The 8,575-nt window shown below is 64.6% G+C and carries 5 protein-coding genes and 1 pseudogene; 1 reads left to right on the plus strand and 5 read right to left on the minus strand.

Annotated elements, in window-relative coordinates; genetic code table 11:
* The 5 genes and pseudogenes from JCM9942_RS06970 to pilG all read right to left on the minus strand — a co-directional run.
* Positions 1-4,127: Hpt domain-containing protein (locus tag JCM9942_RS06970; protein WP_218185465.1), on the minus strand; the 4,127-nt coding region annotated here is incomplete at its 3' end.
* Between the two features lie 108 nt (positions 4,128-4,235).
* Positions 4,236-6,272, minus strand: a complete 2,037-nt coding sequence (locus JCM9942_RS06975; protein ID WP_054658679.1) for a methyl-accepting chemotaxis protein — start codon at positions 6,270-6,272, stop codon at positions 4,236-4,238.
* Between the two features lie 40 nt (positions 6,273-6,312).
* A pseudogene (locus JCM9942_RS06980) lies at positions 6,313-6,842 on the minus strand (chemotaxis protein CheW).
* Entirely contained in the window at positions 6,842-7,204 is a 363-nt protein-coding gene (locus JCM9942_RS06985) for a response regulator (RefSeq protein ID WP_054658681.1), read from the minus strand. The pseudogene JCM9942_RS06980 and the gene JCM9942_RS06985 overlap by 1 nt, the downstream one beginning before the upstream one ends.
* A gap of 17 nt (positions 7,205-7,221) precedes the next feature.
* Positions 7,222-7,623 (minus strand): twitching motility response regulator PilG, encoded by a 402-nt coding sequence (gene pilG, locus JCM9942_RS06990; protein WP_054658683.1) that lies wholly within the window; start codon positions 7,621-7,623, stop codon positions 7,222-7,224.
* A gap of 253 nt (positions 7,624-7,876) precedes the next feature.
* Here pilG and gshB point away from each other — a divergent pair.
* Positions 7,877-8,575 (plus strand): glutathione synthase (gshB, locus tag JCM9942_RS06995; RefSeq protein ID WP_054658685.1); only part of this gene is annotated, 699 nt, incomplete at its 3' end.

Genomic DNA, 8,575 nt, shown 5'->3' on the forward strand with positions numbered 1-8,575 from the left:
GCTTCGGCTTCGGCTTCGGCTTCGGCTTCGGCTTCGGCTTCGGCTTCGGCTTCGGCTTCGGCTTCGGCTTCGGCTTCCAGCGTGATGGCATCTACGTCCGAGTCAAGCGATTCCGCTGAAACTTCAATCGCTTCCTGGTCACGCTCAGACTCAGTCGCATCCGCGGCCAGCGGCTGCAACAACTCCGGCTCACCCAATGCCGTTTCTTCATCCGCGGCAGGCAACGGCAGATCATCCACCTGTGGCGGCATGGCGACATCCGCCACGGAAACCGCCGGGCTCGTAGCGAAGGCGACATCCTGCGCCGGCGCATCAACGGCTTCCACGCCATCACTCTCGCCCGCCGCATCTTCCCCGACCAACCCGGAAGCTTCTGCCAGCGATGGAGCCGGAGCATCGTGGGCGTCGGGCGCATCCACCGCGCTGTCCTGCTCGACCGGCGGATCCGGCTGCAAAACGGTACCGGCTGTCTCCACCTCGGGCTCCAGCGCGGTCAGGTCCTCTCTGGGGACCGACAGGTCGCTGTCGGAATTCGAAGAAGCGACAACATCCCCGCCCTCTTCGCGGACCGGCATTTCAATGCCGGCATCGATTTCCTCAATCACGGCCTGTTCGCTGTGGACATCCAACAGCAGCGTATCGGAAGACAGGTCGGTGCCATCGACAAGCGACGGCGCAAATGCCTCGGCCAATGGCGCATTCGGCTCAACAGGCGGTGTCGGCTGCCCGATTTCAGGAGCAGCTGCCGCAGCGGCATCGGGCGCATCAACGAGGAAACCGGGATCGAAGTAAGCCGAAAGATCCTGCACACCGCCCAGCTCGGCTGCTGTGTGTTCCAGCTCGACCCGCGCGCCATTGCCGGCAACACCCAGGCCGTCCGCCGCGACGTCCCCGGCCAAGCGATCTTCCTCGAACGTCTCGTCGACAACCGGTGGCCACTTGGCCTCCGGCAACGTGTCGACAAGCGCTTCCAGTCGGGCGGCCAAAGCCGCGAACGAGGGAATCAACGGGGAAGGCTGCTGCAACGCGGAAATGGTTGTCGATACCGCCGCTGCGGCCTCCCTCAATGCCTGTACCGCATCGCCACCCGGCGTCAGTCCGGCCACCAGCGAGCGCTTTACGAACGATTCCATGGGCGCCGTTACCGACGTGATTTCCGGCACATCCGTCATCGCGAACGCACCACTCATGGTGTGCACCGCGCGCAACAGTTCTTCCGTCACCGGCTGTGGTTGCACCTGTGCCTGATCCAGCCAGTCATGGACGGTGGCCAGATGCTGCGCGACCTCGGCTTCCAGGATTTCGCGCAGTACGCTGTCCACCGATGCCGGTGTACCTTCGACGATCTCCACCACGCCGGACGCGGGACCAGCAGATACCGCGGGGGTCGACGTTGCGACCACAGGCGCGTAGAACGCCTCCTCGCCTGCGGCAACGCGATCGGCCACATCCTGGATAGCCAGCAGATCCGCGCGGATGGTGCCGGTGCCGCGCAACGCGGCATTCAGCTGTGGCAATACCTCGTAGGCCTGGTTGACCATCGCGACAACGGCCGGGCTCGCCGGACGGCTGCCATCGAGCACGCGGTTGAGCATGCTCTCGATCTTCCAGCTGAATTCACCCAGCGTACGTGCGCCGACCAGTCGTCCACTGCCCTTGAGGGTATGGAACACGCGCCGCACCGGACGCAGACGTTCCACATTGCCCGGGGACGCGCGCCAGACCGGCAGCAGGTTGCCGAGGTTGACCAGTTCCTCGTCGAATTCTTCGATGAAGACATCTCGGATGTCCTGATCGATCTCGTCGGCACCGTCTTCGAACCCGCCTTCCAGGACCGGCCCATGCACCGGGACAGACTCTGCGCTGGTTTCAGCAGGCTGCACATCCGTTGCCGGCGCAGCGAACGGATCGAACGCATCGGCAGCGGCATTGAGCTCGGCCATGAACGCGGCCACTTCGATATCCTCCGGCGACCCGGCATCGCCAGCGGCGGCTGCGTCGGCATCAGCCGGCGTGGAGGACACATCGCCCAGCGCGATCGCCAGCGCGGATGCAACCGCGTTCTTGCCCATCTTGTCCATGCGCGGGACGGGGGCGGAGTCATCTGGCGATTCAACTGCCGGGGTCGCGTGGATGGTGTCGTCAAGGATCTCCCATGCCGGTGCGAAAGACTGCAACGGCACAACGTCCAACACGGGCGGCTGGGGCTCGGCCTCTTCCGGACCCGGCGCAGCTGCTTCCAGCTCGAACGGACCGCTGTCGACCGCCATGGTCTCGATGCATTCGACCACCGGCTCAACCGTCGGTGACGGAACTTCGTCCAGTTGCCACGGGCCACTATCGAACGTGTAGACCGGCTGTTCTTCCGTGGCGGTGTTGTCCTCTACCAGCGCCAGATCAACGTCCATGCCGGCACCCGCATCGAGCAAGGTGTCGCGCTGGGACGGCGAGGCCGTCTGGTTGTGCCCAGCTGCATGGAAATGGAATGTTTCCAGCTCCGGGCTGGCTATCTCGTCCAGTCCGGATCCGGCGCCTTCCAGGACAATCGGCGCAAGCGTGTAGCTTGCCGATTGCACTGCCGGGTCTTCCTCTGCGGCAACCGGATCAAATGGCGAGGCAGGGCTGTCCTGCTCGCCGAACGGCAGCGGCGGAGGCTCAACCGCAGCCACCGCCTTACCGGTAATGGCCTCGGCATACACCAGCGGATAGACCGCCCGTGCCGGCAGCTCCGGCGAAACGTCCAACGGCTCCACAGCGGTGGGCGGATCCGCGCTGACAGCAGGCGTATCGGCCGGCTCTGCCGCGGCGACCACATTGGTGGGGGCAACCTCGTCGCCCCCCCCCTCCGGTACAGGACTGTCCGGCAACTCGGCCGATGCCGCACTGGGAACAGGCCAGTAACGCAATGCTTCCAGACTGTTGCGGGTGATCTCCAGGATCTCCCCGCGACCCGCGCGGCGTTCGCGCAGGGCCTCCAGGTAATACTCCAGGCTGGCCATGGCATCGGCCAGGGTGTCGAGCTGGCGACCGCCAGGAATGCGCTTGCGGCCGATCAGTTCGATATCGATGTACTGCTGCACGCCATGCAGGTAGTCCGCCGGCGTCTGCAGATCCAGCATGCGCAGCGCTCCGGCAACCTCGCCAAGCAGGCGCGGTACTTCCCGCAGGCGCTCATGGTCCCAGTTGGTCTCGATGAACGCGACGAACGCTTCGCGCGCGGCGGCGAAATTGGCGATGGCCTCATGGGCGAGGATTTCCACCGTGCGGCGCGTTTCCACCGCACCGGGATCCTCGTCACCTTGCAGGTTCGCGCCCAGGTACGCCACCTGGTCATCCAGCGAGGCATCCACATAGAGCAGCGCGCCGGCGATATCCAGCAACAGGTTGTCATCGATGGCGCGGGTGCCGGCAACCACCTCGCGCAGGGCATCGCGTTGCTGCACCACCACGCCACGCGCCACGCCAAGGCCCATCACGCCCAAGGTGTCGGCCACGGCCCCCAGCTCGCTGACCTGCGTCTGCAGATCGGCCGGAGCCCCACCCATGCGCATGTGCAGATCCAGGGCATCCTTGATCCGCAGCAGTTCTTCCTTCACCGCGCTGCCGACCGTATCAAGCAGCTCACGGTTGCGCCCGCTGAGGCTGCCGCGGGCATGCTCCAGCTCGGCGGGGCTGGCATCACCGGCATCGGGATTGAAGGCGAACAGCACGCTCTCGTTGATGCCCTCGGCACCGCGCGCGCTGCGAATCTCGTTGAGCAGCGGCAGCAGCACGATCGGGATATCCCGATGGCCGTTCTGCAGGCGCTCCAGATAGTCGGGCAACAGCACCGTGCCGCGCATCAACGTGGCGCAGGCCTCGTCACGATCAGGCACCGCACCATCGCGCACGGCGTTGGCCAGCGACTCCAGCTCCTCGGCCACCATCGCCGGCGCATAGAGCTCGACCATGCGCAAGGTGCCCTGCACCTGGTGCAGGTAGCCGGCACAGAAGCGCATGCGACTGGTATCGCTCGGGTCCTCGACAAAATACTCGACCTCGTTGCGTACCAGACGCAGGGTCTCATCCAGCTCCGGCTTCACCCAGCCCAGTGCCGCGTGGCTCATGGCATCGCGCAAGGTACTCATCGCACTCCCCTGTACAGCATCGATTGCATGCCGTCCGGGCGGCCCTGCTTTGCGGTATGACGACACATCATCTGCTGATTCCTTTGCATCCCCGCCCGATCAACCGGCTCAGGCCGGCAGCTTGAAGTCGGCCACCGAGCGACGCAGCTCGGCGGCCAGCTGGTTCAGCTGACCCAACGAATCGGCCGTCTGTCCCGCACCTTGAGAGGTCTGGCCGGTGATCTGCCGGATCACGCCCATCGTCTGGGTGATGTCGGTAGCCGCCGACGCCTGCTGATTGGCGGCGATGGAGATGTTTTTGATCAAGTTGTTCAACGCGTTGGACACGCGCTCGATTTCGGTCAGCGCGGTACCGGCGTCCTCGGCCAGGCGCGCACCGGACACCACTTCGGCGGTGGTCTGCTCCATCGAGGTAACCGCTTCGTTGGTATCGGCCTGAATCGCCTGCACCAGACCTTCGATCCGGCGCGTCGCGCCGGAGGTACGTTCTGCCAGTCGCTGCACTTCGTCGGCCACCACCGCGAAACCACGGCCGGCCTCGCCCGCGGATGCCGCCTGCACGGCGGCGTTCAACGCCAGGATGTTGGTCTGCTCGGAAATGTCGTTGATCAGTTCCACGATCGAGCCGATCTCCTGTGAGGATTCACCCAGACGTTTGATGCGCTTGGAGGTTTCCTGGATCTGGTCGCGGATCTGGTCCATGCCCTGGATGGTCTGACGCACCACCCCGGCACCTTCGGTCGCGATCACCACCGAGCGCTGTGCCACTTCGGCAGATTCGGTGGAGTTGCGCGAGACCTGCTCAATGGAGGTTGCGATTTCGCCGATACGGTCCGACGCACTGGTGATCTCGTCGGCCTGGTGACCGGCCGCTTCGGCCAGCTGCATCGCGGTGGCCTGGGTTTCCTGGGCCGACACCGCCACCTTGGAGGAGATGTCGTTGATCGTGGTCACCAGGTGGCGTAGCTCGTCCACCGCGTAGTTGATAGCGTCGGCGATGGCGCCGGTCATGTCCTCGGTCACCGACGCCTTCACCGTCAGGTCGCCTTCACCGAGCGAGCTGATTTCGTCCAGCAGCCGCATGATCGCCTGCTGGTTGCGGCTGTTGAATTCCACCTGGGTCTGGTAGCGCAGATCCTGCTCACGCGAGCGGCTGCGCACCGAGCTCCACACAAAACCGATGATGGACAGCAGCGACAGGCCGCCGAAGATCACACTCCACCAGAAGTTCGGGAACAGGCGTGTATCACGGGTCGAGCCGAAAGCGGAGAACGCATCGAACAGCTTCTTGCTGTCAGCCAGCATCTTGTCCGAACCGGCGGTCAGCGCCGCGGCCGAGGACTGCGCGGCGAACAGCTGGCGCGAGCTGGCCAGAATCGCATCGGCGTCCTTCTTCATCTTTGCCCACTGGTTGGCGGACTGTTCCAGCGCCACCTGCGCGGCGGCATTGCGCACCGGACTGATACCCAGCTCGTCATTGCCCTGGCGCAGCCCTTCAAGCACCTGCGAGAACACCACCATGTCGCGCGCCAGCGCATCACCGGCGCCACTGGCGCCGGCACCACCGGCGCGGATCTCGGTCACACGGCGAGCCATGGTGCCGGCGACGACCACCTGCTGCAGACCGTTGTAGATCTGCGCCGACTGCGCACTGCCGGCGGTCATGGCGCGAACGACCTCGTTCAACTGGGCCTGCAGCTGCGGCACCGCGCCGATGAAGCTGTCGGCATTACCGGCCAGCGCCAGCACCGCCGGCTCACTGGCCACGATCTGCTCGGCGCTCTTGGACAGCGGCTTCCAGGTGTCGACCAGCGTTCCCAACGGCTTGGACACACCGGCTTCGTTGCCGTAGCGGCCCTTCAGGCCGCTGACGGCGCTTTCCACGCGGCTGCGGGTGTCCTTGAAAGCGCTGTAGGCGTCGCGATTACCGCTCACCGCCTCCCGGCCCTGGTTGGCCAGCTGCTGGGAAAGCACCTGCAAGTCGGCCGCTTCGGTACTGGCACCGGCCAGACGGCTGCCCTGCCAGGTCGCCACACCGGTATTGGCGCCGAAGACAATCATAGATATGACCAGCAGGATCAACCAGAAGTTGGTTCCCACGTTGCCAAGCTTGCCGCTCTTGGCGGTGTCCGGAGCAGTACTCATGTTCGACCTCGGTATTCGATACGGAGATGCAAGCGGCCGTTCAGGCGGCGGCTTGCCGGAATTCGGGAGTGCGCGAAAGCACCGACAGCGAGAAGACACCCCAGTCGTGACCGCCGTCGTGGAACGCGCGTTCAACGAAATGCGCATAGCGTCCTTGGGCGATGTCGCCGGCCGGCACCTGCTGCGCCCCCTGGAAACTGCGCTGCCCGTAGAGCTCATCAATGCTCAGCGCCACGTCACCGCCAGCCTGCCGCATGATCAGCACGCGGTGGCCCTCCTGCAGCACGGTGCGCTCGCCTTCCAGGAAATACTTCAGGTCCACCACCGGAAACAGCGTCCCGCGCAAGTTACCCACTCCCAGCAGCCACGGTTGCGCGCCCGGCACCGGTGTGACCGGCGGCATCGGCACGATTTCCACCACTTCACGGAAGTCGGACACCAGACGCCGGCTGCCGACGCGGTAACCCACCCCGCGCCAGACATCCTGCGAAAACTCGCGCTCCGGCAACTGCACCGCATGCGCCAAGCTGCGGCGCTCGTAAGCTCGAGGATGTCGAATGGAGAACGCATCAGCCCACCAGTTTGTTGATCCGCGCGATCAGGTCGTCCTCGCGCGGCGGTTTGACGATGTAGTCGGTCGCCCCCTGGCGCATACCCCACGCCATGTCGGTTTCCATGCTCTTGGTGCTGACAATCAACACCGGGATATCGCGGGTGGTCGCATCACGCGACAGCGCGCGGGTGGCCTGGAAGCCACTCATCCCCGGCAGCACCACGTCCATCAGCACCAGCTGCGGCACCTGGCTCTTGGCCAGTTGCAGGCCGTCTTCGGCGTTGTCCGCCGTCAAGACCTCATGTCCGGCCTTTTCAAGCCATTGCGTAAACACCGCCCGATCGGTCGGTGAGTCCTCGATCAACAGAATTCGAGCCATTGTGCCTTTCCCCCTGGTCAGGCGTTGACGTATGTGCGGATGGCACCCAGTAGTTCGTCGCGTGTGAAGGGCTTGGTGAGGTATTGCTCGGAGCCGACGATGCGCCCCCGGGCTTTGTCAAACAGGCCGTCTTTGGATGAAAGCATGATCACGGGGGTCGACTTGAACAGCTGATTGCCCTTGATCAGGGCACAGGTCTGGTAGCCGTCCAACCGCGGCATCATGATGTCGACAAAGATGATCTGCGGCTGCTGGTCGGCGATCTTGGCCAAGGCCTCGAAACCGTCGGTCGCAGTCACTACCTCGCAGCCTTCACGCTTGAGCAGCGTTTCGGCGGTGCGGCGGATGGTCTTCGAATCATCGATGACCATGACCCTCAAACCTGCGAGTTCCCCACCCGCAGTCATATTTTCAACCATTGCTTTGTTTCCCCGAGCACGCAACGCGTCACCAGATTGTGAAGCGGTTGCGAAAGCGATCTATATCCCAATACCGCCGCGAACTGTCAAGCACCGCCGCAATGCCGGGGGCGACGGACCGTCTGGCGTGAAGGCCGTCACGGTTGCTGCGCAGCGCTATTCAGCCATTCTAGCGTCCTTGCGCGCGCTTCGGACTGGGCGCCCCAGGGACGAACCCGCTACCATCGTGCGCTGATCTGCAAGGTTTGAATTCATGCCGCTCGACGTCATCGTGGTGATGGACCCCATCGCCCATATCAAGATCGCCAAGGACACCACCTTCGCCATGCTGCTGGAAGCCCAGCGCCGTGGCCACCGGTTGCACTACGTACGCCCGGGCGGCCTGTCACTGCACGCTGGCAAGGCCGTAGCCCATGTTGCGCCGCTGCAGGTGCGTGATGACAAGGCCGACTGGTTTACCCTGGGTGGATTCGCGCCCCTGGCATTTGGCCCCGGCCAGCTGGTGCTGATGCGCAAGGACCCCCCGTTCGATGGCGAATATCTCTACGACACCCAGATCCTGAGCCTCGCCCAGAGCGCTGGTGCGCTGGTGGTGAACGATCCGCAGGGCCTGCGCGACTTCAACGAAAAACTGGCCGCGCTGCTGTTCCCGCAGTGCTGCCCGCCGACGCTGGTCAGCCGCGATGCGGCCGAACTGAAGGCCTTCGTGCTGGAGCACGGGCAGGCGGTGCTCAAGCCGCTGGACGGCATGGGCGGACGTTCGATCTTCCGCAGCGGCACCGGCGACCCGAATCTGAATGTCATCCTGGAAACGCTCACCGACGGCGGCCGCCATCTGGCCCTGGCGCAGCGCTTCATCCCCGATATCAGCGCCGGCGACAAACGCATCCTGCTGGTCGATGGCGAACCGGTGGACTACTGCCTGGCCCGCATTCCGCAGGGTGACGAGTTC

Origin of the sequence: Stenotrophomonas pictorum JCM 9942 (assembly GCF_001310775.1) — a bacterium.
GTDB lineage: Bacteria > Pseudomonadota > Gammaproteobacteria > Xanthomonadales > Xanthomonadaceae > Stenotrophomonas > Stenotrophomonas pictorum.

Coding starts and splice junctions, on each gene's coding strand:
- JCM9942_RS06975 (WP_054658679.1), bottom strand. CDS start 6,272: ATGAGTACTGCTCCGGACACCGCCAAGAGCGGCAAGCTTGGCAACGTG.
- pilG (WP_054658683.1), bottom strand. CDS start 7,623: ATGGTTGAAAATATGACTGCGGGTGGGGAACTCGCAGGTTTGAGGGTC.
- JCM9942_RS06985 (WP_054658681.1), bottom strand. CDS start 7,204: ATGGCTCGAATTCTGTTGATCGAGGACTCACCGACCGATCGGGCGGTG.